General features: G+C 71.2%; 27 protein-coding genes. 10 read left to right on the top strand and 17 right to left on the bottom strand.

Features of this window, described 5'->3' with window-relative positions; genetic code table 11:
• Nucleotide 1: 1 nt before the first annotated feature.
• Nucleotides 2-1,888 carry a DHH family phosphoesterase gene (locus U5911_RS09935; protein WP_336036878.1) on the bottom strand — a complete coding sequence of 629 codons (1,887 nt, stop codon included), beginning with the start codon at nt 1,886-1,888 and terminating at the stop codon, nt 2-4.
• A gap of 154 nt (nt 1,889-2,042) precedes the next feature.
• Between U5911_RS09935 and U5911_RS09940 the strand changes: the two genes are divergently transcribed.
• A complete protein-coding gene (locus tag U5911_RS09940) occupies nt 2,043-2,528 on the top strand; it encodes a Mov34/MPN/PAD-1 family protein (RefSeq protein WP_336036879.1) in 486 nt (161 codons plus the stop codon).
• Complete coding sequence (locus tag U5911_RS09945; RefSeq protein ID WP_336036880.1) at nt 2,525-2,953, top strand: FAD synthase family protein; 429 nt, start codon at nt 2,525-2,527, stop codon at nt 2,951-2,953. The genes U5911_RS09940 and U5911_RS09945 overlap by 4 nt, the downstream gene beginning before the upstream one ends.
• A 23-nt stretch (nt 2,954-2,976) precedes the next feature.
• Here U5911_RS09945 and U5911_RS09950 read toward each other — a convergent pair whose 3' ends face one another.
• Entirely contained in the window at nt 2,977-3,168 is a 192-nt protein-coding gene (locus U5911_RS09950) for a hypothetical protein (protein WP_336036881.1), read from the bottom strand.
• Nucleotides 3,169-3,308: 140 nt separating this feature from the next.
• Nucleotides 3,309-4,451 carry an acyl-CoA dehydrogenase family protein gene (locus U5911_RS09955; RefSeq protein WP_336036882.1) on the bottom strand — a complete coding sequence of 381 codons (1,143 nt, stop codon included), beginning with the start codon at nt 4,449-4,451 and terminating at the stop codon, nt 3,309-3,311.
• 125 nt (nt 4,452-4,576) lie between these two features.
• Here U5911_RS09955 and U5911_RS09960 point away from each other — a divergent pair, with 125 nt between their 5' ends.
• Nucleotides 4,577-5,425 (top strand): RIO1 family regulatory kinase/ATPase domain-containing protein, encoded by an 849-nt coding sequence (locus U5911_RS09960; protein ID WP_336036883.1) that lies wholly within the window; start codon nt 4,577-4,579, stop codon nt 5,423-5,425.
• A 3-nt stretch (nt 5,426-5,428) separates the two neighbouring features.
• Here U5911_RS09960 and U5911_RS09965 read toward each other — a convergent pair whose 3' ends face one another.
• The gene (locus U5911_RS09965; RefSeq protein WP_336036884.1) at nt 5,429-6,217 is read right to left on the bottom strand and encodes an arylamine N-acetyltransferase family protein; all 789 of its coding nucleotides are present in this window, start codon (nt 6,215-6,217) and stop codon (nt 5,429-5,431) included.
• 128 nt (nt 6,218-6,345) lie between these two features.
• On the opposite strand from U5911_RS09965, the gene U5911_RS09970 reads away from it, so the two are divergent.
• Nucleotides 6,346-7,860: an aldehyde dehydrogenase family protein gene (locus U5911_RS09970; RefSeq protein ID WP_336036885.1), complete on the top strand. Its 1,515-nt coding sequence runs from the start codon at nt 6,346-6,348 to the stop codon at nt 7,858-7,860.
• A gap of 507 nt (nt 7,861-8,367) precedes the next feature.
• On the opposite strand, the gene U5911_RS09975 is transcribed toward U5911_RS09970, so the two are convergent.
• From U5911_RS09975 to U5911_RS09990, 4 genes are all read right to left on the bottom strand, one after another.
• Nucleotides 8,368-9,165 carry a carbon-nitrogen family hydrolase gene (locus U5911_RS09975; protein ID WP_336036886.1) on the bottom strand — a complete coding sequence of 266 codons (798 nt, stop codon included), beginning with the start codon at nt 9,163-9,165 and terminating at the stop codon, nt 8,368-8,370.
• A gap of 1 nt (nt 9,166) precedes the next feature.
• Complete coding sequence (locus U5911_RS09980; protein ID WP_336036887.1) at nt 9,167-9,580, bottom strand: CoxG family protein; 414 nt, start codon at nt 9,578-9,580, stop codon at nt 9,167-9,169.
• A gap of 121 nt (nt 9,581-9,701) precedes the next feature.
• Entirely contained in the window at nt 9,702-9,929 is a 228-nt protein-coding gene (locus U5911_RS09985; protein ID WP_336036888.1) for a DUF7123 family protein, read from the bottom strand.
• A 55-nt stretch (nt 9,930-9,984) separates the two neighbouring features.
• The gene (locus U5911_RS09990; RefSeq protein WP_336036889.1) at nt 9,985-10,170 is read right to left on the bottom strand and encodes a DUF7525 family protein; all 186 of its coding nucleotides are present in this window, start codon (nt 10,168-10,170) and stop codon (nt 9,985-9,987) included.
• A 126-nt stretch (nt 10,171-10,296) separates the two neighbouring features.
• Here U5911_RS09990 and U5911_RS09995 point away from each other — a divergent pair, with 126 nt between their 5' ends.
• Nucleotides 10,297-11,484 (top strand): LEA/WHy family protein, encoded by a 1,188-nt coding sequence (locus U5911_RS09995; RefSeq protein ID WP_336036890.1) that lies wholly within the window; start codon nt 10,297-10,299, stop codon nt 11,482-11,484.
• Between the two features lie 247 nt (nt 11,485-11,731).
• Nucleotides 11,732-12,133: a DUF7528 family protein gene (locus U5911_RS16805; RefSeq protein WP_418771534.1), complete on the top strand. Its 402-nt coding sequence runs from the start codon at nt 11,732-11,734 to the stop codon at nt 12,131-12,133.
• 36 nt (nt 12,134-12,169) lie between these two features.
• Here U5911_RS16805 and U5911_RS10005 read toward each other — a convergent pair whose 3' ends face one another.
• On the bottom strand, nt 12,170-13,198 hold the full coding sequence (locus tag U5911_RS10005; RefSeq protein ID WP_336036892.1) for a phosphate uptake regulator PhoU: 1,029 nt from the start codon (nt 13,196-13,198) through the stop codon (nt 12,170-12,172).
• A gap of 255 nt (nt 13,199-13,453) precedes the next feature.
• Here U5911_RS10005 and U5911_RS10010 point away from each other — a divergent pair, with 255 nt between their 5' ends.
• A complete protein-coding gene (locus tag U5911_RS10010) occupies nt 13,454-13,624 on the top strand; it encodes a DUF5786 family protein (protein WP_336036893.1) in 171 nt (56 codons plus the stop codon).
• Nucleotides 13,625-13,716: 92 nt separating this feature from the next.
• Here the strand turns inward: U5911_RS10010 and U5911_RS10015 are convergent, their stop codons facing one another.
• Nucleotides 13,717-14,793 (bottom strand): ATP-NAD kinase family protein, encoded by a 1,077-nt coding sequence (locus U5911_RS10015; RefSeq protein ID WP_336036894.1) that lies wholly within the window; start codon nt 14,791-14,793, stop codon nt 13,717-13,719.
• Nucleotides 14,794-14,879: 86 nt separating this feature from the next.
• Here U5911_RS10015 and U5911_RS10020 point away from each other — a divergent pair, with 86 nt between their 5' ends.
• Entirely contained in the window at nt 14,880-15,248 is a 369-nt protein-coding gene (locus U5911_RS10020) for a DUF7522 family protein (protein ID WP_336036895.1), read from the top strand.
• A 309-nt stretch (nt 15,249-15,557) separates the two neighbouring features.
• On the opposite strand, the gene U5911_RS10025 is transcribed toward U5911_RS10020, so the two are convergent.
• From U5911_RS10025 to U5911_RS10050, 6 genes are all read right to left on the bottom strand, one after another.
• Entirely contained in the window at nt 15,558-16,241 is a 684-nt protein-coding gene (locus tag U5911_RS10025) for a competence/damage-inducible protein A (RefSeq protein WP_336036896.1), read from the bottom strand.
• A gap of 135 nt (nt 16,242-16,376) precedes the next feature.
• Nucleotides 16,377-17,081, bottom strand: a complete 705-nt coding sequence (locus U5911_RS10030) for a DUF5803 family protein (protein WP_336036897.1) — start codon at nt 17,079-17,081, stop codon at nt 16,377-16,379.
• Nucleotides 17,078-17,743, bottom strand: a complete 666-nt coding sequence (locus U5911_RS10035; RefSeq protein ID WP_336036898.1) for a DUF2110 family protein — start codon at nt 17,741-17,743, stop codon at nt 17,078-17,080. The genes U5911_RS10030 and U5911_RS10035 overlap by 4 nt, the downstream gene beginning before the upstream one ends.
• The gene (locus tag U5911_RS10040; RefSeq protein WP_336036899.1) at nt 17,743-18,261 is read right to left on the bottom strand and encodes a transcription factor; all 519 of its coding nucleotides are present in this window, start codon (nt 18,259-18,261) and stop codon (nt 17,743-17,745) included. The genes U5911_RS10035 and U5911_RS10040 overlap by 1 nt, the downstream gene beginning before the upstream one ends.
• A 136-nt stretch (nt 18,262-18,397) precedes the next feature.
• Nucleotides 18,398-19,780, bottom strand: coding sequence for an FAD-binding oxidoreductase (locus tag U5911_RS10045; protein ID WP_336036900.1), 1,383 nt, complete (start codon nt 19,778-19,780; stop codon nt 18,398-18,400).
• Nucleotides 19,781-19,849: 69 nt separating this feature from the next.
• On the bottom strand, nt 19,850-20,389 hold the full coding sequence (locus U5911_RS10050) for a tRNA (cytidine(56)-2'-O)-methyltransferase (RefSeq protein ID WP_336036901.1): 540 nt from the start codon (nt 20,387-20,389) through the stop codon (nt 19,850-19,852).
• Between the two features lie 188 nt (nt 20,390-20,577).
• Here U5911_RS10050 and U5911_RS10055 point away from each other — a divergent pair, with 188 nt between their 5' ends.
• Nucleotides 20,578-21,762 (top strand): hypothetical protein, encoded by a 1,185-nt coding sequence (locus U5911_RS10055; RefSeq protein WP_336036902.1) that lies wholly within the window; start codon nt 20,578-20,580, stop codon nt 21,760-21,762.
• A gap of 40 nt (nt 21,763-21,802) precedes the next feature.
• Here the strand turns inward: U5911_RS10055 and fer are convergent, their stop codons facing one another.
• Nucleotides 21,803-22,492: a ferredoxin Fer gene (gene fer / locus U5911_RS10060; RefSeq protein ID WP_336036903.1), complete on the bottom strand. Its 690-nt coding sequence runs from the start codon at nt 22,490-22,492 to the stop codon at nt 21,803-21,805.
• Between the two features lie 117 nt (nt 22,493-22,609).
• Here fer and U5911_RS10065 point away from each other — a divergent pair, with 117 nt between their 5' ends.
• Entirely contained in the window at nt 22,610-23,491 is an 882-nt protein-coding gene (locus tag U5911_RS10065; RefSeq protein WP_336036904.1) for an SDR family NAD(P)-dependent oxidoreductase, read from the top strand.
• Nucleotides 23,492-23,504: the final 13 nt, after the last annotated feature.

The following is a 23,504-nucleotide window of genomic DNA, read 5'->3' on the forward strand; positions in this document are numbered from 1 at the left end:
GTCAGCGCTTCGGCGCGCTGTGGAGCTCCTCGTCGAGTTCGGCCTCCGCCATCTTCTCGATGAGGGCGTCCAGCACCGGCTCTCGCATCCCGGGGACGAACCGGATGGAGCCGACGACGAGGTGGCCGCCGCCGGAGACGCCGGCGCCCGGCAGTTCGTCGTTGAGCTCGGCGACCATCGTCGGGATGTCGAGGCGGACGCCGTCGCTGCGCAGCACCGCGAAGTCCGGTCCGTAGCCGATGGTGATGACGGGCTCGCCGGTCTCCTCGACCTTGCGGTCGTGGATCTCGCCGGTCGTCTTCCCGGGCGCGGGATAGGTGAAGCGGTGGGCGTGGTTCTCCACGTCGATGCGGTAGAGGTTCGCGCCGTTGGCGACGCGCTCGTGTTCGACGTGGCTCATCGCGGCGTCGAGCTGTTCGGCGACGTCCTCGTGGGCGCGGTTCGCGAGGAACGGTACGAGCTCGCGGTGGCGGTCCTCGTCGCCGTCGACGTTCAGGACGTCGTAGATGAGCTCCGTGCCGGGGTCGTACCGGAGCATGTACGCCTCGTAGTCGAGGGCCTCCCCGATCTGGTGGAGGAAGTCCTCGTCGTAGCCGGCCTCGCGGGCGAGCTCGAGGTACTGGCTCATCTCGTCGGCCTTCGAGCGGTCCGAGAGCCCGGCGACCGCGGGGACGTGCTCGAGTTCGTCGGTGAGCCCGGGGTAGAGCATGCGCGCGAGTTCGACGCACAGCATCCCCGTGGTGATGCGGTAGTCCTCGCCGTGCAGGTAGGGGTTGACGTGTTCGTCGACGAGGGGGTCGACCGCTTCGGGGTCGGGGTGGTGGTGGTCGACGACGACGACGGGGATGTCGTAGTTGTCGAGGGCCTTGTAGGCGGGCGTGTCCTCCTCCGTGCTGCCGTTGTCCAGCATCAGCAGGAGGGGGAGCTTCTGGCCGTGGCGCGCGCGGTCCTCGAGCGCGAAGTTCAGGTCCCGGGTGGCGTCCTCCATCTCGTAGTAGGGGGCCTTGCTCGGGAGGCGCTTGAGGAGGTGGCGGGGGGCGTCCTCGTCCTGGTGGACGTCCTCGATGAACTGCGTGAGCGCGTACTGGACGGGGACGCTGGCGCACATGCCGTCGCCGTCAGCGTGGTGGCGCATCCGGATGGGGCGGCCCTCGAGGACGGCGCGCCGGAGCGTGCGCGCGACCGACCGGAGCTCGGGCAGCATGCCCTCGAGCGCCGGCCAGTCGACGAGCGGTTCGGTCTCCGGCGGTTCGGCGTGTTCGGCGAACGCGGCGTCGAGGCGGTCGGCGACGTCGGCCGCGTCCTCGCCGTCGAGGACCTCGATGGCGGTGACCTCGACCTGGTAGGTCCCCTCGCGTTCCTCGACGACGCCCTCCACGTGGACGACGTCCCCGACCTCGATCCGGGGGTGCGCGCGGACGCCGGCGGCCTCGAACGCCGTGCACGGCACGGCGCTGGTCTCGTCGCGGACGCGGAAGATGGTCGGGCCGCCGGTCTGCTTGATCTGGACGACCTCGCCCTCGAGGTGGACGGTGTCGCCGACGCGGTCGCCGACGTCGTCCGCGGCGACCCGGTCGTAGTCGTGTTCGCGGGCGACGGTCTCGTAGTCGTCGAGGTCGGCGAGCTCGAAGCTCAGGTCGCCGTTCTCGCGGACCTCGGTGAGTTTCACGACGACGTCGTCGCCGACCTCGAAGGTGCCGCCGTCGTAGGTGGACTCGTGGACGAGGCCGGAGACGTGCTCGGAGAGGTCCACGAACAGGCCGTAGTCGACGACGCCGTTGACCGTCGCGTGGTAGTACTCGTCGGGTTCGACCTCCGCGGCGGTACACGCCGGGTGGAGGTCGACGACGACGGGCGGCGCGCCGCCGTCGCCTGGAGCGTCAGTCATCTTGGTACCGAATTCGGCGCGGGCGTTTTTAACCCTTTTCAAGGACGTATCGCCGCGAGCGCCGCGTACGCGGGCGAACCGAGGACCGTCCGCTGGCGGTCGCGCGGTCGCGCGTTCCGGAACGCTCAACAGTCGCGGTCACGGAGTGGCTGGTATGTTGTTCGGTGGGCGGCCCGCGGTGGTCGGCATCGCCGCGGACACCCTGGAGTTCGCGATGGAGGCCGCCGAAGACAGCCACCCGGACGAGTACCTCGGGCTGTTGCGCGCGACGCCAGCGAAGGAGTTCGACCTCCCGGTCGAGGACGGCTACCTCGTCACGGACGTGCTGATGGTGCCGGGCACGGAGACGAACCCCGTGAGCGCGACGTTCAAGTCGAGCCAGGTCCCCAACGACATGCGCACCGTCGGGAGCGTCCACTCCCACCCGAACGGCGTGCTCGCGCCCTCCGACGCCGACCGGTCGATGTTCGGGCGCGGGGACGTCCACGTCATCCTCGGGGCGCCCTACGACCGGGACTGCTGGCGGGCGTTCGACAGCGAGGGCGAACCCCGGAACCTCGACGTGTACAACGTGCCGCTCCCGGAACCCGAATCGTTTTTCGACTTCACCCAGGAAGACATCGACGAAGAACTCGAATGAGACGAGTCGTCGCGCAGGGGACCTTCGACCTCGTACACCCCGGCCACATCCACTACCTCTCGGACGCGGCGTCGATGGGCGAGGAGCTCCACGTCATCGTCGCGCGCCGCGAGAACGTCACGCACAAAGAACAGCCGATCCTCCCGAACCGCCAGCGCCGCGACGTCGTCGCCGCGATCGACGTCGTCGACCACGCCCGAGTCGGCCACCCCGAGGACATCTTCGCGCCCATCGAGGAGATCGACCCGGACGTCATCGCGCTCGGCTACGACCAGCACCACGACCCGGAGGCCATCGAGGCCGAGCTCGCGGCCCGCGGCATCGACTGCGAGGTCCGCCGCGCGTCCGGCCGCGAGCGGCGCTACGACGGCGAACTGCTCTCCACCGGCGACATCGTCGACCGCGTCCTCGAGGAGCGCGGCTGACCGGGCGCCGGCGGCGCGCGTCGCTACGTCCGCTTCTGGAGCGCGTTCTCGGCCTTCTCGAGGTACTGTTCGGCCTTCTCTATGGCCTCCTCCTTCTTCCCGGAGGCGTCGCGTTTGGCGTCCGCGAGCTCCTCGCGCAGTTCGTCAGTGGCGTTCTGGACGGCGTCCGTTCCCCAGCTGTCCTCGCCACGCTCGGAACTGGATTCGCGAGCCATTGCGGGCGGTGGTTCGGTCGCGCGAGACAAGAATCTGGTGGCGGACGGCGGTCAGAACGCCCGTCGCGACGATGGCGGACGGCGGTCAGAGCGCCCGTCGCGAGCGCGACGGCGGCCGGAGGACTGCTCGCGCCGGCCGCTCAGAGCCCGAGTTCGCGTCCGACGACGAGGTGCTGGATCTCGCTGGTGCCCTCGCCGATCTCCATCAGCTTCGCGTCCCGGAAGAACCGCTGGGGCGCGAAGTCCGTGGTGTAGCCGTAGCCGCCGAGCGTCTGGACGGCGTCCTCGGCGACCTCGCGGGCGGCCTCGCTGGCGTCGAGTTTCGCGAGCGCGGACTCCCGGGTGACGGACTCGCCGGCGTCGTACTTGCTGGCGGCCCGGTGGGTAAGCAGGCGGGCGCGCTCGGTCTTCCGGTGCATGTCCACGAGTTTGTTCCGGATGGCGTCGAACTCCGAGATGGGCTGGCCGAACTGCTCGCGCTCGACGGCGTACTCCTTCGCCGCGGTGAACGCGCCCTGCGCGAGGCCCGTCGAGAGCGCGGCGATGGAGATGCGGCCGCCGTCGAGGGTCTTCTTCGTCTGCTCCCAGCCGTCGCCCTCCTCGCCGAGCAGGCGGTCCTCGGGGAGGCGGCAGTCGTCGAGTTTGATTTCGCAGGTGGGTGAGGCGTTCAGCCCCATCTTGTCCCACTCCGTCGTGACCTCGAAGCCGTCGTCTTCCTCGGGGTCGACGATGAACGTGGAGATGCCGCCGTAGCCGGCGTCCGGGTCGGTGACGGCCTTCACGAGGACGCTGCCCGCGACGGAGGCGTTCGTGATGAACTGCTTGGTGCCGTTCAGGACGTACTCGTCGCCGTCCCGTTCGGCGGTGGTGTCCATGTCGCTGGCGTCGCTGCCGCTGTCCGGCTCGGTGAGCGCCCACGACCCGAGGTACTCGCCCTCCGCGAGCGGGCGCAGCCAGCGCTCCTTCTGGGCCTCGGTGCCGAACAGCTCGATGGGCTTCGACGCCAGCGAGACGTGCGCGGCGTACGAGAGACCGATGGAGCCCGAGACGCGGCCGAGCTCCTCCGTGACGAGCGAGTACATGAGCTGGTCGCCGCCGAGGCCGCCGTACTCCTCGTCGATGGGGACGCCCATCACGTCGAGGTCGGCGAGTTCGTCGAAGATCTCCGCGGGGAACCGGTGTTCCTCCTCGATGTCCCACGCGATCGGCTCGATCTCCGACTCGCAGAACTCCCTGACGGTGTCCCGGATCATCCGGTGTTCGTCGGGAAGGCTGAAGTCCATACTGCAAGCTTTGCCACCGACCGCATAAACACACCGGAACGACCGTGAGGAACCCCGGGACGCGGCGGCCTGCCGGCGCCCTCGTGCGCCGCCGCAGTTTTATCCGCCGGTCACGTTCCTCCGGTGTGAGCATCCGCCAGTTCGTCCGCGGCACCGTCCCCTGGGGCTCCCTCGAGGCCGTCGCGCGCGAGGTCGCCGACCGCTACGACCAGGAGTCGGTGCGCGTGACGTTCTTGGAGACGGACAACTGGCTTTCGACGCCCTGCGTGGTGAACGACCGGTGGTTCGTGAAGGTGATCTCCGGGCAGAACGCGCTCGTGCACGCCCTGTTCACGGGTGCGCGGAACCTCGGCGCGTTCTCCAGCGGGCGCGAGGGGTTCTTCGAGCCGTTCGACGGCCCCGTGGAGATGGCCGAGCACGAACTGGCGGCGACCCGGAAGCTCCGCGACCTCGGCGTGCACGCGCCGGAGCCCGTGGAGGCCTTCGAGGTGGACGGCCTCGGCGTGCTCGTCCTGGAGTACCTCCCGGACTTCCGGCCGCTGGACGACCTGCCCGACGCGGACGTCGAGGCGCACGCGCCGGCGCTGTTCGAGGCGCTGGCGACGATGCACGCCCACGGCGTCGCCCACGGCGACCTGCGCGGCGAGAACGTCCTCGTCGCGGACGGCGACCTCTACTTCATCGACGCGACGAACGTCGCCGCGGACGGCATCGAGCGCGCGCGGGGCTACGACCTGGCGTCCGCGCTGGCGTCCCTCGAGCCGCTGGTCGGCGCGCGGACCGCCGTCGAGGCCGCACTGGACAGCTACGTGCCCGCGGACGGCGAGCGGACGCGCTCGGAGAACGCCGACGCGCTGCTGGACGCCCAGGACTTCCTGGGGTTCGTGCAGATCCGGCCAGACCACGCCTTCGACCAGGCGGCGCTCACCGGCGAGATCGAGAAGGCGGCGAGCGCGCGCGACGACAGCCAGTAACCATCACAGCCGGAGGCCGAACTCGTCGGCGAGCACCGCGTGCCAGTCCGCGGGCGGCACCGAGGTCTCCGTCCGCTCGCGCCCGGCGACGCGCGTGAGGGCGTCCGCGTCGAGTGCCACCCAGCCGTCGGGCGTGGACCGCTGGACGAGGGGACCGCTCGTGAACGTCCCGTCCGGTTCGTGCGCGAGGAACTCGCAGGTCGCCGCGAAGAAAGAGAGGGGGCGGGGTTCGGTCCGGAACCGGTAGCGGACGCGCCAGTCGCCGCCGGGCTCGCGGAGCCTGAGGACGGCGTCCGACAGCGGCGTGTCGTCCGGGTCGACGCGCCACTCGACGCCGGCGGCGTCCGCGACGACGCTGCCGTCCAGGGGCACGGGTTCGCGGACCTGGGGCGTGCCGGTGCCGACGTCCGCGAGGTACGACCGGTCGAAGTGGACGACCGCCGTGTGGTGGTTGGCCGGCGGGCGGCCGAACTCGCCCTCGTCGGCGACGCGCGCGGCACACCGGTCGGCGTCGAAGCCGAGTTCGGCGAGCAGCCAGCCGAACAGGCCGTTCAGTTCGAAGCAGAAGCCGCCGCGGCGATCGCGGACGACCTTCTCGTAGAGGGCCGGGAGGTCGAGGGTGACGCCGCGGCCGCCCCGTCCGCCGTGCGGGTCGCCGACGATGCCCAGGTTCTCGAAGGGGACGGCCGCGACGTGCGCGGCGACGAGGCGTCCGAGCGTCCCGTGGGTCGGGTCCAGTTCCCCCGCCGCGTCGGCGACGCCGATGCGGTCAAGGTACGCGTCCGCGTCCATCGCGTCGACCGAAGACCGCCACCCACTTATCGACTCGCTGAAACTCGTTTTGGTCGGGCGAGTGAGACGTCGCCGGCCGCCCATGGAAGGTGTACCTTTTTCACCGTCGTGGTTCCAGTTCATAGACGATGACGTACCAGCACTACATCGACGGCGAGTGGGTCGACGGCCACGGGGACGAGACGTTCGAGAGCAGCAACCCCGCGACCGGCGAGACGCTCGGCGAGTTCCGACGCGGCACCGAAGCCGACGTCGACGACGCGGTCGCGGCGGCCGACGCCGCCGAGGAGACCTGGCAGGGAATGTCCCGCATCGACCGCGCGGAGTACCTCTGGGACATCTACCACGAGCTCAAGGACCGCCACCAGGAGCTCGGCGAGGTCGTGACCAAGGAGTGCGGCAAGGAGATCAGCGAGGGGAAAGCCGACGTCACGGAGGCCTGGCACATGGTCGAGTGGGCCGCCGGCGACGCCCGCCACCCGAAAGGCGACGTGGTCCCCTCGGAGATCCCCGAGAAGGACGCGTACATGCGGCGGAAGCCCCGCGGCGTCGTCGGCTGCATCACGCCGTGGAACTTCCCGGTCGCCATCCCGTTCTGGCACATGGCAGTCACGCTCGTGGAGGGCAACACGGTCGTCTGGAAGCCCGCCGAGCAGACGCCGTGGTGCGGCCAGATCATCGCCGAGATGTTCGACGACGTCGGCATCCCGGACGGCGTCTTCAACATGGTGCAGGGCTTCGGCGACGCCGGCGCGCGCATCGTCGACGACGAGCGCATCGACACCGTGCTGTTCACGGGGTCCGCGGAGGTCGGCCACGAGATCGCGAGCAAGGTCGGCGGCGAGCCGGGCAAGCTCGCGGCCTGCGAGATGGGCGGGAAGAACGGCATCATCGTCACCGAGGAGGCGGACCTCGACATCGCGGTCCACTCGGCGGTGATGTCGTCGTTCAAGACGACGGGCCAGCGCTGCGTGTCCAGCGAGCGCCTCATCGTCCACGAGGACGTCTACGACGAGTTCAAGGAGCGCTTCGTCGACGTCGCCGAGTCCGTGGCGGTCGGCGACCCGCTCGACGAGAACACGTTCATGGGGCCGGCAATCGAGCCCGAGCACGTCGAGAAGATCCAGAAGTACAACGACCTCGCCCGCGAGGAGGGCGCGAACGTGCTCGTCGACCGCGCGACGTTCGACGCCGACGAGATTCCCGAGGGCCACGAGGACGGCAACTGGGTCGGCCCGTTCGTCTACGAGGTCGACTACGACCCGGACCTCCGCTGCATCAAAGAGGAGGTCTTCGGGCCCCACGTCGCGCTCATCGAGTACTCCGGGGACATCGAGCGCGCCGTCGAGTTGCACAACGACACGCCGTACGGCCTCGCCGGCGCGGTCATCAGCGAGGACTACCGGCAGGTCAACTACTTCCGCGACAACGCCGAGGTCGGGCTGGCGTACGGCAACCTCCCCTGCATCGGGGCGGAGGTCCAGCTGCCGTTCGGCGGCGTGAAGAAGTCCGGGAACGGCTACCCGAGCGCCCGCGAGGTCATCGAGGCCGTCACCGAGCGCACCGCGTGGACGCTCAACAACTCCAAGGACATCCAGATGGCCCAGGGCCTCTCCGCGGACATCAAGACAGAGGACGACTGAGGGAGACCCCGGCCGACAGCCGGAGCCGAGAGACCGGCGAGCGGTCGACCGATCCGCCGTCGACCGTCCGGCGGTGACAGACGAGCGGTGACAGACGAGCGGTGACGGCCCGACTGCCGCCGGACTTCCCGCGACCGGTCCCGGTGGGTGCGTCCGGACGCTCGTCCTCGTCGACGGTTCTGCTTCTGCGCGCTCGTCAGTCCCGACTCCAGCCGGGGGTATCGACGCCCGTCCGGACGGACCGAGCGCTGCGGGGCGACGCGAGAGCGTGGGGAGAGAGGAGGCGGAAGGGTGTGGCGGTCGCGGTGTCGCGTCGCGGCCGCGGGCCGGGAGCGCGGCCGCGTCGCCGGACGCGGAGCGGACGTGGACGTGTTTCGTTGCCGGTTCGACGAGAAAAGCGTCGAAAGCCGGCAGGTGACAGTTGCGCTCGACCGCACTTAAATTCACGTATCCACGCGCGTCCCGCCGCGAGGAGACCGCCTCGCGGCGACGGGTGGCGGCTCGACGTCAGCGACGCCGGTCGTCGAGCGCCGGGAAGTCCTCGCGGACGCTCGCGACGCGCCCGGGGTCGAGGTCGGCGTACACGACGCCGGGCTGGTCGCCGGTCGAAGCGACCGGCGTCCCCCAGGGGTCGTAGACGGTCGACCGGCCGAGCAGCTCGGCGTCCCCGAAGTCGCCGCTGCCGTTCACCGCGGCGACGTACGCGAGGTTCTCGACGGCGCGGGCCTGCGGCAGGAGCGTCCAGTGCTCGACGCGCGGGTACGGCCACGCCGACGGCACGAGCACGAGGTCGACGCCGTCGTCGACGAGCCCGCGGTACAGCTCCGGGAACCGGAGGTCGTAACACGTCGTCACGGCGGCCGTGAACCCGCCGAGGTCCGCGGTCGGCACCGCCTCGCCGGGCGTCAACAGCTCCGCCTCCGCGGACTCGTAGCCGAAGAGGTGGTGTTTCCGGTACGCGAGCAGGCGGTCCCCGCCGGCGTCGAAGAGGACGCTCGTGTTCGCGAGGCCCTCGTCGGCTGGCCCGCCGTCGGTCGCGGCGAGGTCCTCCACGACGCTGCCGGCGAGCACCGCCACGCCCGCGTCCACGGCGGCGTCCCGGACCGCCGACAGCGTCGGGCCGTCCAGGGGCTCCGCGAGGTCCCGGTAGGCCTCGAACGCGAAGAACCCGACGTTGAACAGCTCCGGCAGGCAGACGAGGTCGGCGCCCGCCGCGGCGGCCTCCTCGACGGCGGCGACGGCGCGGTCGACGTTGGCGTCGACGGCCGCCCCCTCGACGTGTAGCTGGGCGAGCGCGACGTCCACGTCAGGCCTCCGCCTCCAGCGCTCGCTGCAGGCCGTCGAGTTCCTCGTCGAGGTTCCGCCGGAAGAACCGCTCGACGCCCGGCACCCCGCCGTCGACGACGAACGTGTTCGTGACCCGCGACCCGCCGTCCGCGGCGGCGACCTCGTGCTCGCCGGTCACGGAGAACACGCGGGACTTCCCCACGAACTTCACGTACTCGGGCGGCCGCACCTCCACGTCGCGGGTCTCCACCTCGATGGTCGACCGCACCACCGGAATCGGCAGGCGGACGTGCCAGATCGTCGTGTCGCCGTCGCGCTCGTAGCTGTCGACGACGCTGATGGCGGCCGCGCGCTGCTCGGGGTCAGAGATGAACGCCCACACCTCCTCCGGTGACGCCGACACGTCGAAGGTGCGTTCCACCCGAACGGTCATACGCGGACTTCGCCCGCCGGCCGCAAAAAGACGCCGGTAGCGGGAGTGCGTGCACGCGCGCGGCGCGACCGACGCGGCGCCACGGCTCCGGTCCGGTGCGAAACCGTGGGCAGAAAGCTGGCTACGCGGGTTCGACGCGCCACGTGGTCGACCGGGCGCGGCTCCACTTCTCGATGTCGACGTCCTCGGACTTCTCGGCGAGCTCGGGGAGGCGCACACCGACCTGCTTCGAGGAGAGCCCGAGGTGCTCGGCGATGTTCTTCGCGCGGAAGTAGCGCTCGCCGCGCTCGACGCTCTCGCGGAGGAACTCGAGGATCCGGCGTTCCTCGTCGGTGTAGTCGTCGGTCATTCGGACCGAACTACGCGTTTCGTCGGTTTATCGTTTCCGCTCCCTGCAGTCCGTGTCAGCCCCAGACGTGGAAGGCGGCGACGCAGAGCACCGAGAGCGTCACGGCGGCGGCGAACCCGAGGGCGGTCTGGAACTGCCCGGCCGCGACGAACGTGTACGCGGACGCGGCGACGGCGAGCAGCCCCAGCGCCATCCCGATCCCGATTCCCATGTCCGACTCCTGCGTGGACCCAGTGGGCATGCGGGAGCGTTGCGCGGGACTCCCCTTAATTGGTTCTACTCGCAGCGCACCACGGGCGCCGAGGCGCCGCGAGCGGCGCCGCGAGGGGCCGACAGACTTTCAACGCGATAGTGCAGCGGTGTGGGTATGGACGCACGCGCGCTGCTGTTCGGGAGCAAGCTACGCATCGCGGCGACGGTGCTCGGGGGGCTGGGGCTGGTGGTCGGCGGCGCGTTCGCCGCGGGCGTCCTCGGCGTGCCGAGCGTCGAGCGCGTCGAGAACCGCTTCGGGGACGTCGACGAGGCCGAGACCGCCATCGAGACGGACCTCGTCGTGCAGAACCCGAACCCGGTCGGCGTCAGGCTCGGCGGCCTGCGCGTCGACTACGCGGTGTCGATGAACGACGTGGAGATGGCTCGCGGCGAGAAACGCGGCGTCGGCGTCGGCGCCGGGAACTCCACGGTGAACCTGACGACGTACCTCCAGAACGACCGCGTCCCCGAGTGGTGGGTCAGCCACGTCCGGAACGGCGAGACAACGGCCATGACCGTCGACGCGACGGTGCGGTCGAGCACGCTCGGGCAGTCGACGTCCTTCCAGCCGGCCTCGCGGACGATCGAGACGGACGTGATCGGCCAGTTCAACTCGAGCGAGGACCGACCGGTGAACGCGGACGCGCCGCTCGTCGAGGACCCCGTGCTGGTCATCGAGCGCACGAACGCCTCCTGGGGCGAGGTGACGGCCGCGGAGACGCCCATCGACATCGAGTTCCGGGTGTACAATCCGAAGGCGTCGCCGGTCGTCGTCTCGAACGTCGGCTACAACATCACGATGAACGACGTCCAGGTCGGCAGCGGCGAGACCGAGGACACCACGACCATCCCGGGGAAGACCTCCCGCGTCGTGGAGACGCCGACCGCGATGTCCAACGAGCGCCTCGACGAGTGGTGGGTCAGCCACGTCCGGAACGACCAGACGACGGAGCTCCGCATCGACTTCTACGCGGAGGTCGAGCCGCCGGGCAGCGACGACCCGGTCCGCGTGCCGCTGGACGGAATGACGTACACGAAGACCATCGAGACCGACATGTTCGGCACGAAGGCCGACGCGAGCGGTGAGGGCGGCAGCGACGGCGGCGAGGGAACGACCGGCGACGGCGACGCCACCACGAGCGAGGGGGAGGCCACCGGCGACGGCACGACGAGCGGAACGACGTCCGAGGAGGACGGAACCACGTCCGGCGACGGCACCACCGCGACCAGCGACAACTCGACGACCAGCGACGACTCGACGACGACGGACGACGGCATCCTCGCGCGCGGCGCCGCCGCGTGAGGGCCGCGCGTGAGCGACGGAACTTCCTGTCACTTCCGGCCTCGGGGTCGGACCCCGGACTTCGACTCCTCCGGCCTCGGGGTCGGACCCGCGACGCCGACCCGACTCCGTCCGGCCACGGCGAGCGGACTTCCGACTCCGTCCGGCGTTGCCAGGGGAGGTAGCTTTTTACGGCGCGGCGTGCTTGCAGGGAGTATGAACCGGAGTACCCACGCTCCTGGTCGAGTTCTCCGAGAGTGAACAGTCCATCGCCGTCGAGCCGGACGGCGGCGACATCTGCGTCACCGTCGACGGCCAAACGATCGAGCTGTCCCGCGAACACGCCGCCGAACTGCGGGACGCCGTCGGCGACGCGCTGACGAGACGCGAGGAATTCTTCCGCACCGCCTGCGAGCACCGCGAGGACGGCAGCTACGTCGTCGAGCGTCGCGGCGCGGACTCCACGGGCAACTCCACGGTGTTCGAGAGCTTCGCGGAGGCGCGGCGGCTCTTCGAGCGCCTGCCCGCACGCTTCGACGCCGACGACCTGTCCAGCGCGGGCGTCACGGGGTCGCGCCGGCACATGCTGGTGCGGCACTTCGCCGAACACCCGACGTTCCCGTGCTCGCTGGCGTCGCGGAACCCACTGGAAGCGGAGAAGCAGACCTGACTCCCGTCCGGCGACCGACGGTCCGGTCGCCGCGAGTCAGTCGATGGTCGTGTGTTCGGACTGCTCGTTGAGCGCGAGGTTCGCCGCGATCTCGGCGTTCCGCATCGCGTACTGGGCGGTCTGCTGGAGGCTCACGAGCACCTCGCGGACCTCCAGGAGGTCGTCGTTGTCCAGCTCGGGGAGGTCCGCGAGGATGTCGCCCTCGCGGTCGCCGAGCTCCGCGAACAGCTCGCGGACCTCGACGGTGGCGTCGTAGTCCCTGGTGACGACGGCGTCGACCGCCGCGGCGGTGATCTCGTCGACCTGGTCGGTGAACTCGCGGATGCGGCGCATCGTCGCCTGGTCGACGTCCAGCGAGTGGTCGTCGGCCTCGAGGACGATCTCGGCGATGTCCTCGGCGTTGTCCGCGGTGAGTTCGAGGTTCTTCGCGACCGACCGGTAGCCGATCAGCGGGAAGCCGTCGTCGAGGCCGACCGCGCGCGCGAGACTCGGGTTCTGGTAGGCGGTGAAGATGAGCCGCAACAGGAGCACGAAGATCTTGTTCGCCTGGCGCTCGCGGTTGAGCGCGCGCTGGGCGACGTCCGGGCTGCCGTGCGCGAGCGCCTTGACGGCCTCCTCGCGCATCGTGGAGCCGGTGTTCTCGAGGCGCTCGAGGAGGTTGTCGAGGTCGAAGTCCTCGGGGTCGACCGAGCACCGGATGGTGATGCGGTCGGGGGTCTCCTCGACGACGCCGAGGCCCATGAGCTGGGTCTCGGCCTTGTAGACGGCGTTGATGTGCTCGGACTGCAGCGTCTCCTCGCTCTCGACGTGGATGATGCGCCGCCCGAGGACGTACTGGCCGACGATGGCGCGCTCGACGGCGTCGGCGTCGAAGTTCTCGGCGTGGATGGTCGCCTCGGTCTCCTCGCCGTGCGCGGACTCCGGGGTGACCGTCAGCGAGCCCTTCCCGCTCTCGCGGACGGTGACCTCGTCGCCCTTCTCGACGTCCTGCTTGCGCGCCCACTCCGCCGGCAAGGTCATCGCCAGCGTCGACGGCCCGAGCCGCTGGACTTTCCGGGTCTCCATACGCGCCAGGACGCGCTGGAACGACCTTAGTCTTGCCCCTCTTTCCTTATATTTGCCTTAATCACGCTGGGCGGCGAGCGCGAGCCGGGCCCGGCAGGCCGCCGCTGGGCGGCGAGGACTCGCGAGGGTCGGGGAGCACTCGCGAGGACCGGCGAGAGCTCGCGATGGCCGTGGAGTGACACGAACTGGCAGGGAGGGTCCGGTGTACGGCGGGATTCCGGGAGCCTTTTCCGGGCAACGGCCCTCCCGCGAGACATGGGTTTCGGGAGCTACGACGAGTCCGAACAGCAGGACCAGAGCGTGGACGCCGACGAGGACCGGGGCGTCAACGTCCACGAGAACGACCACGACGGCAGCGTCAGCTTCGACGCGGACGCGGACAGCGACGAACTCGTCGACAAGCTGCAGTCGATGAAAGACGACTAGCGGACGCACACAACCACCACTGCGACCGAGTGCCGCACCTGGGCGCCACGCCGCCACGTCGACCGACGCCGTCTACGCGAGACCGACGCCGCCTACACGACTTTCATCATCCGTTCCTCGAACCGGCCGGTCCTGACTCGCCGCCAGCCGCGCAGGGACTCGTCGAGGGCCTCGTCGCCGGTGTCCACGCGCAGCACGCCCGTCTCGTCGAGCTTCCGCGGCGACGCGAGCACGCGCACCTCGCTGCGCTCGATGACCGCCGGCGAGAGCTGCTGGTTGCCGCGCCCGAACACGAACCCCTGGCCGCCGATCGGCGACACCAGGACGACGTTCTCGTCGCCGAGCGCCGCCAGAATCTCGGCCTCGCCGCCGTCCCGCACGAGGAGTTCGCCGTCCCGGTAGACGTCGACGCCGAGCGGCGACGCGTCCACGCCGAGCGCGTCCGCGACGTCCCCGACGGTGCTCCCCGGCCCCAGGACGTACGTCACGCCCTCGCTGTCCCGGATCTCCTCGGCGACCGCCGCCGCGAGCGCGGCCGTGCTCCCCGAGTGCACCTGCTTGGCGGACTGCACGTCGTCGCCGGCGACGGGGACCGTGACGACGCCCTGCAAGCGCGTCCGCACCTCGCCGTCGCGGTAGGCGTCCTCGTCGATGTCGTTGACCTCCCGGGTCTCGGTCTCCTCGAACTCCGCGGCGACGCGACCGGCGACGTCCGGCCGCACCGCGAACACCGACGAGTACACCTTCACGCCCGCCGGCACGCCGAGGACCGGGACGTCGGCGTCCGCCTCGGCGAGCGCGTCCGCGACGTCCGTCGCCGTGCCGTCGCCGCCGACGAACAGGATCACGTCCACGCCGCGGTCGGCGAACGCGCGCACGGCCGCCTTCGTGTCCGCCGCGGTCGTCTCCGCGCCCGCGGGCTCGCCGACCACCTCGGGGTCGAAGCCGGCGTCGCGTGCCTCCTCGGCGCCCATCTCGCCGCCGTACGCCAGCACCGCCGCGTCCGGCGCGTGCTCGCGCAGGGACTCGAGCGCCGCACGCGCGCGGTCCGGTGCGCGCGGCTCGGCGCCGCGCTCGCGAGCCGCCTCGACCTTGCCGTCGGTGCCCTTCAGGCCGACGCGGCCGCCCATTCCGGCGATCGGGTTCACCACGACGCCGACAGTTCGCATGCGTTCGCGTAGGGGCGGACCGCCGAAAAGACGCGCGGTTGTCGAATCCGGAACAGACTTTGAGCAGCGTCTCCCCCGTCGAAACGATGTCCGCTACCCGCGAGGTCGCGGCCGCGCTCCGCGACCGGCTCAGCGACGAGCTCCGCGTCGTCGGCGCCCACGACGGCACGGACTGGCACGTCGAGTACATGCGCGAGGACGTCCAGGAGGACTACGGCGCCGACTCCATCGACCACATCGCGGGCGACCTCGCCCTCGAGGTCGTCAGTTCGGCGCGACAGGAGACGCTGTACGAGCTCGGCGACCTCCGCGCGCAGGTGCGGCTGTTCGAGGACGGCTTCGTCGTCCACGTCCCCGTCGAGGACCGCAGCGGTTACCTCGTCTCGATGGACGACGGCGCGGACGTCCGCGGCCGCGAGGTCGTCGAACTCGTCCGCGAACTCGACGCCGAGTGAGGGCCCGGACCGAGAACAGTTAAGGACGACCGGGCGGAACGTCCGCCCATGAGCCTCCTGTTGAGTGCGGCGGGCGGCGGAGAGCTACCGATCGGCGTCGTCGGGTGGACGGTCACGCTGCTCGGACTGCTGCTGGTCGCCGCGTGGACCGCGTACCTCTACCGGTAGGGCTGTCGGGCCTCCGGTCGACGTCCCCGAACGCGACGCTCGACGGAGTCGACGTCTACCACCGGAATGCTCGGCAGTCGACGTCCACGACCGGAGTTCTCGGCGAAACGAACGAACGCGTAAACCCGCGAGCGCGTGCGGTCACTCGGGCGCGCGCTCGCGGAACCACTCGGCCGCCGCGCCGACGGTCGCCTCGTCCTCGTGCTGGATCTTCACGCGCACCGACTCCCCCGGGTAGCTGCCGACGACCACGTCGAACTCGTCCTGGAGGTCCCGCATCGCTGGAATCAGCGAGCTCTCGGGCGCGTCGACCTCCACGAACTCGACGTGGGTCGTCGTCCCGGAGAACTCGTCGGCGACGGCCTCGAACATCCCCTTCATCTCGTCGGGCACCCCGGGGAGGACGTAGACGTTCTCGACGACCGCGCCCGGCGCGACGCCGACGTCGTTCTCGAGGAGGCGCGCGCCCTCGGGGAGGTCGGCGGTGCCCGCCGTGAGGTCGTCGAACCGGTAGGTGTCGTGGCCCTCGAAGTACGCGACCGCGTCCGGGTGGCGGACGACGTCGCGGTCGAAGGCCCTGGCGACCCCGTCCATCGTCACATCGTCGTGTGTCGGCCCCACGCCGCCCGTCACGACGACGGCGTCGTACTCGTCCGCGAACCGGGCCACCTCGCTGGCGATGGCGCCCTCGACGTCCGGGACGACGACCACGCGCTCGACGGACGCGCCGCGCTCCGCGAGGCGGTCGCCCAGCCAGGACGCGTTCGTGTTCACCGTGTCGCCGACGAGGAGTTCGTCGCCCACCGTGACCAGCGCTACCTGCATGTGGCGGCGTAGGCGCTCCCCGACCAAAAGGCCAACTGCCGTCCGCTCGCCGACCGAGAGCCGGGCCAGCGTCTCGCTCGCCGAGCGAACGCCCGGCGGCCGTCCGCTCGCCGACTCGGCAGGGCGGCGGCCGCGTCAGGGTTCGAGGCCGCTGCGCTCGCGCTCGCGCTGCAGCCGGCGGATGCGCAGCCGGTAGTAGACGACGCCGCCGATGGCGGCCGCGGAGAGCACGGCGACGACGCCGCCGAACAAGAGGAGGTCGCGCTCGAGGTAGTAGCTGACGCTGATGGTCGCCGAGGACAGCGAGTCCCAGTAGAGGTGGACGTGGTTGTCCTCGACGGTCTTCTCGTAGCCGCCGGGGGAGACGCTGCCGAACAGCGGGAACGACACGCGCATCCCGCCGGGCAGCACCACCTCGTGGGAGCCCTCGAAGTCGAGGGGGATGGTGGCCGACCGGCTCCCCGCGTTGGCGGTATACGCGAACGTCCCCTCGTCGGCGGGGAGTTCGACGACGGTGCGCTGGTCGCGGCTGGCGACGTCGATGCGGTCGGCGCCGACGACGGTGCCGTTCGGGTACCGGAACTGCACCGCCGAGATGAACAGGGGGTTGCGGCCGCCGAAGCCGCTGGACTGCGCGAACCGGAACTTCTGGGTGCCGTTGACGTCCGCGACCGTCTGGTACTTGCCGCCCTCGACGACGACGGTGACGTCCGCGTCCGTGTCCCAGTCGTAGGTCGCGTTCTTCGCGAGCTGCTGGTCGCTGGGCGTCGGCCCGCCGCCGAGGCAGCCGGCCAGCAGCGCGAGCGCCACCACCGCGACGGCCAGCCGGAGCTTCCTCATGGGACGACGGCGAGCAGCTCCGCGGGGAGGTAGTCGCCGACGGCCGCGAGCAGGCCCGGCGGGTCGGTGTCCTCGCGGCAGACGACGCTCTGTTCGAGCAGGCCGAGGCGCTCGACGGTGACGATGTCCTGGGCGTGACCCGCGCGGTTGACCGTCGCCCGGACCTCGCCGCGCGTGGCGCTGTTGACGTTGATGCGGCCGGTGCCGCGCGTCCAGTCGTAGAGCCGGTCGCGTTCGGCGTCGGCGAGCCGCGGCGGGTCGCCGTACGTGAACCGCAGGGGGACGTGTTGCACGAGCCCGAACCGCTCGCGGACCTGGGCGGGCGTCCCCGGGCCGAGGCCGAGTTCGTCGGCGGGCACGAGGACGTCCTCGCCGGCGTCCAGCAGGAAGCCGTCGTCGCTCCAGGACTCCAGGGTGCCGACGTACGTCTCGCCGGCCGCGAACTCGGGCGTGACCTCGCCCCACCGCTCCGCGAGGACGTTCCGCGCGGCGACCTCGTCCGGCCCCGACAGCGTCACGGTCGGGAAGTCGTCGTGGCGGACGCCGACGTCGAACGCGACGTCGAGGTCGCCGACGTCGTTGCCGACCATCGACCGCAGGCTGTCCAGCGCGCGCTCGCGGGCGTTCCCCTCGACGTAGACCTTGGTTGCGAGGACGACCATCAGGCCTTCACGCCGAGTTCCGCGCGCAGGTTCTCGATGCGTTCGTCCATCGCGTCCACGAGGTGCGTGTTCTCCATCGCCTCGACGGGCGACCCGCACTCGGGGCACTCGAAGCCGAGGTCCATCGCCTCCGCGAACTCGAAGCGGATCGAACACACCTCGCAGAGGTAGAACTCGTTGTCCAGCTCGTACTCGCGGCGGTCGACGAGGGCGTCGAGCAGCCGCTCCATCTCCTCGCGGAGGTTCTCCGGGACGTTGTCGTACTCGAACGTCCAGAGGTAGGTGAGCCACCCGGAGTCCTCGTCGCGCACGCGCCGGTAGGTCGCGAGGTCGTTCTCGTAGAGGATGAACAGCGCGCGGCGGACGTCGTTGAGTTCGAGGCCGAGCCGCTCCGCGAGCTCCTCGTCGGTCACCTCGCCGTCCGGCGGGGCGGCCGCGACCGGCATCCCCTTCGGACCGACCAGCTCGTGGAGGTACTTCTGAACCACGGGGTCGTCGAGTAGCTCCTCAAAAGCCATTGCGTGAAACGCCGTCCGCGCCGCCATTAAGTCTTGTTACTCCGCCGGCAACGCGACGGCCCGCGGCCGCTCGCGCGTCGACGCACGCCGCCGTTCGCCCCCACAGTCCGCCGGCAGCATCTACACCGCCGCCGGCTCAGTCCTCCGGCAGCACCTTCTCGGGGTTGAGGACGCCGTTCGGGTCGAAGGCGCCTTTCACGCGCGCCATGAGGTCGACGGCGCCGTCGCCGTGCTCGCTGCGCTGGAAGCCGCGCTTGGTGTTCCCGACGCCGTGTTCTGCGGTGCACGTGCCGCCGAGGTCGATGGCGCGCTCGACGACGTCGTGGGTGACGGCGTCCCCCAGGTCGACCATCCCGGGGTCGTCGGGGTCGACGAGCACGTCGAAGTGGACGTTCCCGTCGCCGGCGTGCCCGAACGTCGGCACGGTCACTCCGGCTTCGGCGGCGCGCTCGTGGATGTACGACACCATCGCGGGGAAGTCGCTGGGCGGCACGGCGACGTCGCCGGAGTGCACCGACACGAGGTCGGGGTCGTGCTGGACGATGGCCTCGGCGAGCTCCTCGCGGACCGCCCAGAGGTCGGCCATCGCGGCGCGGTCGACGACGTCGAACGCGAGCGGGTCGTGGTCGGCAAAGACGGCCTCGCAGAACTCGATCTCGGCGTCGACGCCGTGGTTGCGGTGGAACTCGACGAACACCATCGGGCGGTCCGGCAGGTCGGTCTCGAGGAAGTCGTTGGCGATGCGCGCGCACTCGGCGTCGACGAGCTCCAGGGACGCGGCGTCGACGCCGGAGCGCCGCGCGTCCGCGACCGCCGCGGCGGCGTCGTCGACCGTCTCGAAGACCGCGCGGCCGCCGCGGATCTCCCGGGGGATGCCCGCGGTCTCGAGGGTGACGCGCGTGACGACGGCGAGCGTGCCCTCGCTGCCGACGACGAGGTCCCGGAGGTCGTACCCCGAGGAGGACTTCACCGCCCTCGTCCCGGCCGTGAACACGGTGCCGTCGGCGGCGACGGCCTCGAGCTCCCGCACCCAGTCGCCGACGGTGCCGTACTTCACCGTGCGGCGGCCGGAGGCGTCCGTCGACACCATGCCGCCGACGGTCGCCATCGCGCCCGACGTCGGCAGCGGCGGGAAGAACTGGCCGTGGGACTCGAGGGCCTCGTCGACGTCGGTGCCGACGACGCCCGGCTGGACGTCCACCTGGAAGTCCCCCGGCCGGACGTCCAGCACGGCGTCCATCCGCGTCAGGTCCAGGCTGACGCCGCCCTCGACGGGGACGGCGTTCCCGGCGATGCCGGTGCCAGCGCCGTACGGCGTCACCGGGACGCCGGTCTCGTTCGCGCGGTCGAGCACCGCGGCGACGTCGGCCGTCGACTCCGGCCACACGACCGCGCCCGGCGGACTGGCGCCGTCGTCGTCGGTCCCCCAGTCGGTCGCGCGCAGGTCGCGGTCAGCCGCCGCCACCGACCACTGGTCGGCGGCGAGACCCAGCGACTCGCAGAACTCCCTGGCGTCCATACGCGGCATCGGGCCGGCACGTAGTTAAGCGGTCCGTCGGCGACGACACCTGCGCCCCGGGCGGCGGGCCTACTCCTCGACGTCCTCGACCTGCTTGCCGAGCGCCCGCGGGACCACGCGCTGGGCGGCGTCCTCGTAGCTCTGTTCGAGTTCCCGGCCCTCGAAGAGCCGGTCGAGGAAGACGGCGAGCCCCGCCACCTCGCTGTGGGGCTGGTTCGTCACGCCGACGTTCCAGTCCGCGTGCTCGTACACCGCGAAGGGCACCTTCTCGCCGCCGACGACCGCCAGGAGCGGCCGGTCGGCGTGCGCGTCGCGGACGTCCGCCTCGACGTCCTGGACGCGCTCGCCGTACATCGTGAGGTGGACGACGACGCCGTCCCAGTCCCGGATGGTCGCGTCGAGTTCGTCCGTGAGGTCGACGTCGAACGGCCCGCCGAAGCGCTCCGTGATGTCCCGCACCGTCTCCGCGGACTGGCCGGCGTTGCCCGGCAGAATCACGCGGTCCGCGCCGAGCGCGCGCGCCGTCAGGCCGACGTGCGTGGTCATGCGGTCGTCGCGTCCCGGCCGGTGGCCGTACCGGAGCACGACGACTGGCTCGCTGTCCTGCATACCGCGGGAGAGGAGGCCCGCCGGGGTACGCGTTTCGGACCCGGGCTGCCAGCACGTGCCCGGCACCCGTGGGTCCGCACAGCGACGGCCGCATCGGCGTCCGAGCGGTCGGTGAGTCGGTCAATCGACCGTTCCAGTCCGGACGCGGTTTTTTGTTCGCCGCCCGCGTAGCCGCGAGGAGACGACGCATGCAGTCCCGGAGCGCGTTCCCGACCCTACTCGCGGTGTTCGCCGCCGGCCTGACGGCCCCGCTCGTGGTCGCGGAGCTGTTCCACACCTCCCTGAACCTCTACCTCGCGCCGGAGGAGTACGCGTACGCGTCCGCGTTCGTCTTCGGCGTGTTCGCCTGGGGTGTGCTCGCGCTCCGCGACGTCGACCGCGTCGAGTTCCTGACCGCGTCGGTCGTCTTCCCGCTGGTCGCCCTGTTCGTGACGCTGCCCCTGATCGCGGCCGCGTACCGCCACGAGGTCCAGGGCGTCCAGTACGCGTTCCACACGGTCGGCCACGCCCTGACGTACGCCGTGTCGTTCGTGGGCGCGGGCGTCGCGGCTGTCGCTATCCAGCGGGGGACCGAACGGCTCGCCGTCCGGCACTCGAGTGTGCCCGACCCCCGATTCGTCCCGGTCGTCGTCGCGGCAGTCCTGGTCCTCGCCACCGCGGCCGGCGGCGCGTACGCGCAGTACACCGCGAGCAGTGCCACCGTCGAGCGCGTCGAATCGGGTGTCCACGACTTCGACCCCAGACCGGGCTTCCACGACCACGCACCGGTGTTGAACGTGACCGTCGACGGAGGGGGAACGGAACTGCAGTTGCGCGTCACCGGGCCGAACGGTGCGACGCACGTTCAGCGAGTGCCCGCCTCGGCGTTCCGGAACGGGTCGACGACTGTCCCCGTGAGATTCTCCCGCTTCGCGTCCTTCACGCCCGCTGCGGGCGTCTACGACGTGTCCGTGCAGTCGGCCGCCGGCGTGACCGTCGCCACCGCGAGCCACACCATCGAGGTCGGGCCCGACCCGGGGCTCACTCGCGTCCCGACCGCGGCCGCCGGCGAGTCCCTGGACGTCGACCTGCCGGAGAACTCCGTCCACATGCGGCAGGAGCAGGGACCGGAGGACAGCCACACGAGAGTCGCGGTCGTCGTCGAGAACGGGGGTGACGCCCCGGCGTGGTTCGACGCCGCGGTCATGTACGACGAGGACGACGGCACCGACGCCAGACGCATCGTTCGCGCAGGGGCGTCCGCTGGCTTCGTGTTCGACGTGCCGTCAGACGTCGTGGACCGGGTTCACGAGACCGGAAACGGCACCGTGACCGTCGAAGTCACTGTCGGCGAGCGGGCCCTGACCGAGACGGTCGAACTCCCGGAGGAGTGAGGGGCGGGGCCGCCGACACCGCTGGCGCGTCGAGACGGCGTCAGTCGTCGGCGTGCGCGAGCTCGAAGGGGTACGGCGGCAGCCGGAGCTCCTCGAGGCCGGGGAGGTGTTTGACGTTGTAGACGACGCGCATGGTCGACGTGGTCGGGATGCCGTTGCAGGAAAGCCGGATGTCGCGGTCGAGCAGCTCCGCCGAGAGGATGTGGTCGGTGGGCTGTGAGAGGTTGCCGTCCACGACGAGGACCGCGCAGTTCGCGCACGCGCCGCCGCGGCAGGCGTACGGCCACGCGTACCCGCGGTCCTCGGCTGCCTCCAGGAGGGACTCCCCGGGGTCGACGACGAACTCGCCGTGGTTCACGGAGTCGAGGTCCGCGGCGCCCGCCTTCTCGAAGAGGTCGTCGTCGTCGAGCCCCCAGCCGTAGTCGTCCAGGACCGCGTAGTTCAGGTACTCGACGCGGGACTCCGACCACGGCTCGAAGTCCTCGTCCGGCTCGACGTCGTAGGCGGGCTGGGCGACGTCCGGCGCCGCGTCCGAGGACCCGTCCTCGTCCGCCTCGACGTCCGCCTCGCCGGACAGCACCGCCTCGTAGGCGGCGCGCACGAGCTGGAACTCCGCGGCGGACCCGCCCTGGTCCGGGTGGGCGTCCTTGACGCGCCGGCGGTACGCGCGCCTGATCTCCCCGTCGTCGGCGTCCTCGTCGACCCCCAGCACGTCGTAGGGAGACTCCATGCACGCCCTTTACGCGCACAGCGTGAAAAGTCTCTCCGCGAGCGCGGTCCCTGCCGGGAGTCCGGGCCGCGGCGCCGCGGGAGGCGATTTATACTCCCGGTGGCCGAACACGCGCCCATGGTTCGGCCGGAAGTCGCCGCGAGCCTGGCGGGCCGGGACTGCTCGGGAACGACCGCGCTGGTGACGGGCGCGACCGGCGGCGTCGGGCGCGAGGTCGCGCTCGCGCTCGGCCGGCTCGGCGCGGACGTCTCCGTGCACGGCCGCGACCGCGACAGCGGCGAGGCCGTCGCCAGCGACCTCCGCGCGCTCGGCGCCGACTCGCAGTTCTTCAGCGCTGACTTCCGCGACCTCGCGCAGGTCCGGGGCCTCGCGGAGCGCGTCGCCGGGCGCGTCGACGGCCTGGACGTGCTCGTGAACAACGCCGGCGCGCACTTCGACGACGGCGAACTCGCCGACAGCGGCGTCGAGCGGACGTTCCACGTGAACCACCTCGCGCCGTTCCTGCTGACGACCGAACTGCTGGACGTGATTCCCGACGACGGCCGCGTGGTGACGGTGGCGTCGGCGGTCCACCGGCGCGCCAGCCTCGACCTCGACGCGGTGACGAGCGTCGACGACTACGACGGCTTCGACGCGTACGGCCGGTCGAAGCTCGCGAACGTCCTGTTCGCGCGGGAGTTCCCGCGGCGCGTCGACGGCCCGACGGCGGTCGCCTGCCACCCGGGGTTCGTGCCGTCGAGCGGCCTCTGGCGGAACGCGCCGCTGCGCGTGCGCGCCGTGATGCGTGCGCTGTCGGTCGTGCCGCGGCGGCTGACGTTCGGCGTCGTGGACTCGCCGGGCTCGGCGGCCGCGACGCCGACGTACCTCGCTGCCGGCCCGGCGCCCGAGGACGGCGCGTACTACGAGGACTGCGCGGTCGCGGAGCCGTCGGCGGCGGGGCGCGACGACGACCTGGCGGCGCGGCTCTGGGAGTGGAGCGCCGACCGGGTCGACGCGTAGCCGGCAGCGAGAG

This window comes from Halobacterium yunchengense (genome assembly GCF_037031165.1).
Taxonomy (GTDB): domain Archaea; phylum Halobacteriota; class Halobacteria; order Halobacteriales; family Halobacteriaceae; genus Halobacterium; species Halobacterium yunchengense.

What these genes read in the sequence shown, in the direction of transcription:
- U5911_RS09935 (WP_336036878.1), bottom strand. Translation starts at nt 1,888, where the DNA reads ATGACTGACGCTCCAGGCGACGGCGGCGCGCCGCCCGTCGTCGTCGAC.
- U5911_RS09940 (WP_336036879.1), top strand. Translation starts at nt 2,043, where the DNA reads ATGTTGTTCGGTGGGCGGCCCGCGGTGGTCGGCATCGCCGCGGACACC.
- U5911_RS09945 (WP_336036880.1), top strand. Translation starts at nt 2,525, where the DNA reads ATGAGACGAGTCGTCGCGCAGGGGACCTTCGACCTCGTACACCCCGGC.
- U5911_RS09950 (WP_336036881.1), bottom strand. Translation starts at nt 3,168, where the DNA reads ATGGCTCGCGAATCCAGTTCCGAGCGTGGCGAGGACAGCTGGGGAACG.
- U5911_RS09955 (WP_336036882.1), bottom strand. Translation starts at nt 4,451, where the DNA reads ATGGACTTCAGCCTTCCCGACGAACACCGGATGATCCGGGACACCGTC.
- U5911_RS09965 (WP_336036884.1), bottom strand. Translation starts at nt 6,217, where the DNA reads ATGGACGCGGACGCGTACCTTGACCGCATCGGCGTCGCCGACGCGGCG.
- U5911_RS09970 (WP_336036885.1), top strand. Translation starts at nt 6,346, where the DNA reads ATGACGTACCAGCACTACATCGACGGCGAGTGGGTCGACGGCCACGGG.
- U5911_RS09980 (WP_336036887.1), bottom strand. Translation starts at nt 9,580, where the DNA reads ATGACCGTTCGGGTGGAACGCACCTTCGACGTGTCGGCGTCACCGGAG.
- U5911_RS09985 (WP_336036888.1), bottom strand. Translation starts at nt 9,929, where the DNA reads ATGACCGACGACTACACCGACGAGGAACGCCGGATCCTCGAGTTCCTC.
- U5911_RS09990 (WP_336036889.1), bottom strand. Translation starts at nt 10,170, where the DNA reads ATGCCCACTGGGTCCACGCAGGAGTCGGACATGGGAATCGGGATCGGG.
- U5911_RS09995 (WP_336036890.1), top strand. Translation starts at nt 10,297, where the DNA reads ATGGACGCACGCGCGCTGCTGTTCGGGAGCAAGCTACGCATCGCGGCG.
- U5911_RS10005 (WP_336036892.1), bottom strand. Translation starts at nt 13,198, where the DNA reads ATGGAGACCCGGAAAGTCCAGCGGCTCGGGCCGTCGACGCTGGCGATG.
- U5911_RS10010 (WP_336036893.1), top strand. Translation starts at nt 13,454, where the DNA reads ATGGGTTTCGGGAGCTACGACGAGTCCGAACAGCAGGACCAGAGCGTG.
- U5911_RS10015 (WP_336036894.1), bottom strand. Translation starts at nt 14,793, where the DNA reads ATGCGAACTGTCGGCGTCGTGGTGAACCCGATCGCCGGAATGGGCGGC.
- U5911_RS10020 (WP_336036895.1), top strand. Translation starts at nt 14,880, where the DNA reads ATGTCCGCTACCCGCGAGGTCGCGGCCGCGCTCCGCGACCGGCTCAGC.
- U5911_RS10025 (WP_336036896.1), bottom strand. Translation starts at nt 16,241, where the DNA reads ATGCAGGTAGCGCTGGTCACGGTGGGCGACGAACTCCTCGTCGGCGAC.
- U5911_RS10030 (WP_336036897.1), bottom strand. Translation starts at nt 17,081, where the DNA reads ATGAGGAAGCTCCGGCTGGCCGTCGCGGTGGTGGCGCTCGCGCTGCTG.
- U5911_RS10035 (WP_336036898.1), bottom strand. Translation starts at nt 17,743, where the DNA reads ATGGTCGTCCTCGCAACCAAGGTCTACGTCGAGGGGAACGCCCGCGAG.
- U5911_RS10040 (WP_336036899.1), bottom strand. Translation starts at nt 18,261, where the DNA reads ATGGCTTTTGAGGAGCTACTCGACGACCCCGTGGTTCAGAAGTACCTC.
- U5911_RS10045 (WP_336036900.1), bottom strand. Translation starts at nt 19,780, where the DNA reads ATGGACGCCAGGGAGTTCTGCGAGTCGCTGGGTCTCGCCGCCGACCAG.
- U5911_RS10050 (WP_336036901.1), bottom strand. Translation starts at nt 20,389, where the DNA reads ATGCAGGACAGCGAGCCAGTCGTCGTGCTCCGGTACGGCCACCGGCCG.
- U5911_RS10055 (WP_336036902.1), top strand. Translation starts at nt 20,578, where the DNA reads ATGCAGTCCCGGAGCGCGTTCCCGACCCTACTCGCGGTGTTCGCCGCC.
- fer (WP_336036903.1), bottom strand. Translation starts at nt 22,492, where the DNA reads ATGGAGTCTCCCTACGACGTGCTGGGGGTCGACGAGGACGCCGACGAC.
- U5911_RS10065 (WP_336036904.1), top strand. Translation starts at nt 22,610, where the DNA reads ATGGTTCGGCCGGAAGTCGCCGCGAGCCTGGCGGGCCGGGACTGCTCG.